This window comes from Bacillus sp. JJ783 (assembly GCF_036963225.1).
GTDB classification, from domain to species: Bacteria; Bacillota; Bacilli; order Bacillales; family Bacillaceae_G; genus Bacillus_A; species Bacillus_A cereus_U.
Genome location: NZ_JBALMG010000088.1, coordinates 23832 through 26595 on the forward strand (window position 1 = coordinate 23832; position 2764 = coordinate 26595).

Genomic DNA, 2764 nt, shown 5'->3' on the forward strand with positions numbered 1-2764 from the left:
CTGAATTTTGAGGTGGGAGTCTTACTGCCCGTTAATGCGGGATAAATAGGCTAGAATAATTGTCCCCGCTATTTAAATAAAGGGGGAGTTTGAAATGACGATGAATCTTTTTCAAAATAAAACTATTAAATTATCAGCTATTAGAGAAGCAGATGCTGAAGTAATGGCTATGTGGCAAGAGGATAGTGAATATTTAAGAAATGTAGATACAGATTTGGCATTCCCGCAATCATTACATGAAATAGCGAGTGATGGGCTATTAAAGGGACGGAGATCGAATAGTGTTTCTTTCATGTTAAGAACAGTTCAAGATGATCGCTTAATTGGTTTTGTTGCAATTCACGGCATAGAGTGGAATAACAGAACAGGTTTATTAGCAATTGGTATAGGCGATGCAAATGATAGAGGAAAAGGATATGGGAAAGAAGCAATATATCTTATTTTAAAGTACGCTTTCTATGAAATGAATTTACACCGCGTTGGCCTCGATGTTATTTCTTATAATAAAGCAACCATTGCACTGTATAAGAAGATGGGTTTTCAGATGGAAGGATGTATGAGAGAAGCGGTGCAAAGAGATGGAAAGAGTTTTGATCGTATGATTATGGGGATATTACGGGATGAGTGGATAGAGCTGCAAGATTGAAAAACAAAAGTGGTGGGAACACGCTAGTTATTTATACTTTAAATAATAGAAGAACAAAAAAGAAATCTAACATGTATTAGATTTCTTTTTTGTTGATATTGCTTTATATCTGCTTTCGATCAAACTAAGATTTTGAAGTACCCCCGAAACAAAAAAATTCTCCTCCATAATTGTTTATATCCTCTTTTTCTCTTCGGAAAAAAATCGTATCGGTTTGAAGGTAACATCTTTTTATTTTTGTTAAATTAGATAAACTTAGCGTATATTAATTTTTATTAAGGGGAAATTGAAATACTCTTACCTCAAAAGGCAGGTTTATTAGTTTTAATCAATAATTCGAGATTGACAAAAGTAAGAAGTTTGGATAAAGCTTGTCCGTATTCAAGGGATAGACTGCATTAGGAGTACTAAGTTTTAAATTGAGAAGAGATTTCTTAGAGGAATTGCTAGATCATGGTTTTTTCTTTGAATCAGTTTTTCTAAAGAATACATCTGGATTAATCTGCCCGTTTAACGTATTCCGATTATCACCCCAGGCATGAAGCAGAGAATGACCAGGACCGGTGATTATTTGATTATAGTCACCCATATAACAAGTTAAAGTGACCACAGGTGAAGATGGATTACTGACTACGGATTCTAAACTTAATCCCTTAGAAACGGAGAATGTTTTCATAAATATCCCAAATGTTCTGTTTCCAACCCCACCAACTCCTGCTGGATCATTAAAACGGTTGTACTGAATATGCGCACCATTAGCATTAGTAGCTACCGAAGGGAAAAATGCAAATGGAAGTCCCAGCGTAATGTTCACTGGTGGTGACCAAGTTGCCCCTTGATTTTCGCTGAATGTCAAAAAAATATTAATGGGGCCATTGATAATTGTCCCAGCGTTCCATACAACATAAATCGTACCATTAGGTCCAATGGAAGCTTGAGGAAATTCATTATTTCTGATATTTTGCGTACCTACAGAAATTACTGGACGAAGAATGGGGTTACCTGCACCATCTACACCACATTGTACAACATTGTTAGCTGCTGGAGCGAAAGAAGTTGTAGAAACTACTACGTCCGTATTTAGTGGGAAAGTATTTCCGCCGTCAGTTGATTTTCTCATTCGAATGGTTCTGTTAGGTTGTCCTAATTGCAGAAAGTTCGTTATTTCTTCATAAAACACATAAATATTTCCCTGCTTGTCTACTACCAGGTTAGCCCCTCGAACAAATGTATTAGCATTTGGAGGAATAATAATATCTCTATCGGTAATTAAATCTTGTAAATTAACACCGGTTGTATATTTTGAGAAACGAATATTAGAATTACCACCTGTAGTAGTAAAGTCAGTCCACACAACATACAGTGCCTCTTTTCCTGGTCTAATTCTATCGGGTCCTACTGTAATCCACTCTTTATCTTGAGTTCCTATAGTAGCACTAGGGTTTTGTCCACGACCAACAACTTGAGGAGGATGCATTGTAATAGTTTTGTTTGGGTTGATAGTCCCTGTGGAAACACTAATTACGCCTTGAAATACACCATTAATTACTTCACCACCTAATTGACCGTAATAGAATATACCTTTTTTATCTACTGCAATTACAGGATCCCCTTCATTAACTCCTCCCGGGTTTACCGGAATCGTACCACTTTCTTTCCAATGTTTACCTGAATCAGAGGAAAAAGAAAATCCTGAAAGGCTGTTTGTGTTATTGATATCGTTAAATCCATAAAGAATAAAATCCTTAAAATGAGCTAGGGTTGTTTCACTTTGTGTTATGTTAGGAAAATTAGCTACATCTCTAGCAGGATTATTCACTTGAACTTCTTTATTATTTGGTTTTGGGGGCATTTGACCACCCTTTCTATTATTTTTTCAATATATAATATGAAAAAACATGAAAGAGTGCTTGGACTATTTCATAGGCATAGTTGCAGGCTACCTGTTCTAAAACGCAGGATGATTAACATGAAATGTAATTAATATGTCGATTTCTTTGTAGAGATTTCTGTTCACAAAAGGAAGTTTTTGGTGATAGTTTTGATAGGATAGCGTTCCGAAAATGTGGAAACTATTACTACAGAAAAAATAAAAGAATTAAGTGAATATAAAATAAA

Annotated in this window: 2 protein-coding genes; one reads left to right on the forward strand and one right to left on the reverse strand. The window is 35.4% G+C overall.

The window, feature by feature from the left end; genetic code table 11:
* Positions 1–94: 94 nt before the first annotated feature.
* On the forward strand, positions 95–646 hold the full coding sequence (locus tag V7038_RS18835) for a GNAT family N-acetyltransferase (RefSeq protein ID WP_335471311.1): 552 nt from the start codon (positions 95–97) through the stop codon (positions 644–646).
* A gap of 451 nt (positions 647–1097) precedes the next feature.
* Here V7038_RS18835 and V7038_RS18840 read toward each other — a convergent pair whose 3' ends face one another.
* Positions 1098–2498 (reverse strand): hypothetical protein, encoded by a 1401-nt coding sequence (locus tag V7038_RS18840; protein ID WP_070139759.1) that lies wholly within the window; start codon positions 2496–2498, stop codon positions 1098–1100.
* Positions 2499–2764: the final 266 nt, after the last annotated feature.

Bases quoted from the DNA above. Each gene is read 5' to 3' on its own strand.
- V7038_RS18835 (WP_335471311.1), top strand. From the start codon at position 95: ATGACGATGAATCTTTTTCAAAATAAAACTATTAAATTATCAGCTATT.
- V7038_RS18840 (WP_070139759.1), bottom strand. From the start codon at position 2,498: ATGCCCCCAAAACCAAATAATAAAGAAGTTCAAGTGAATAATCCTGCT.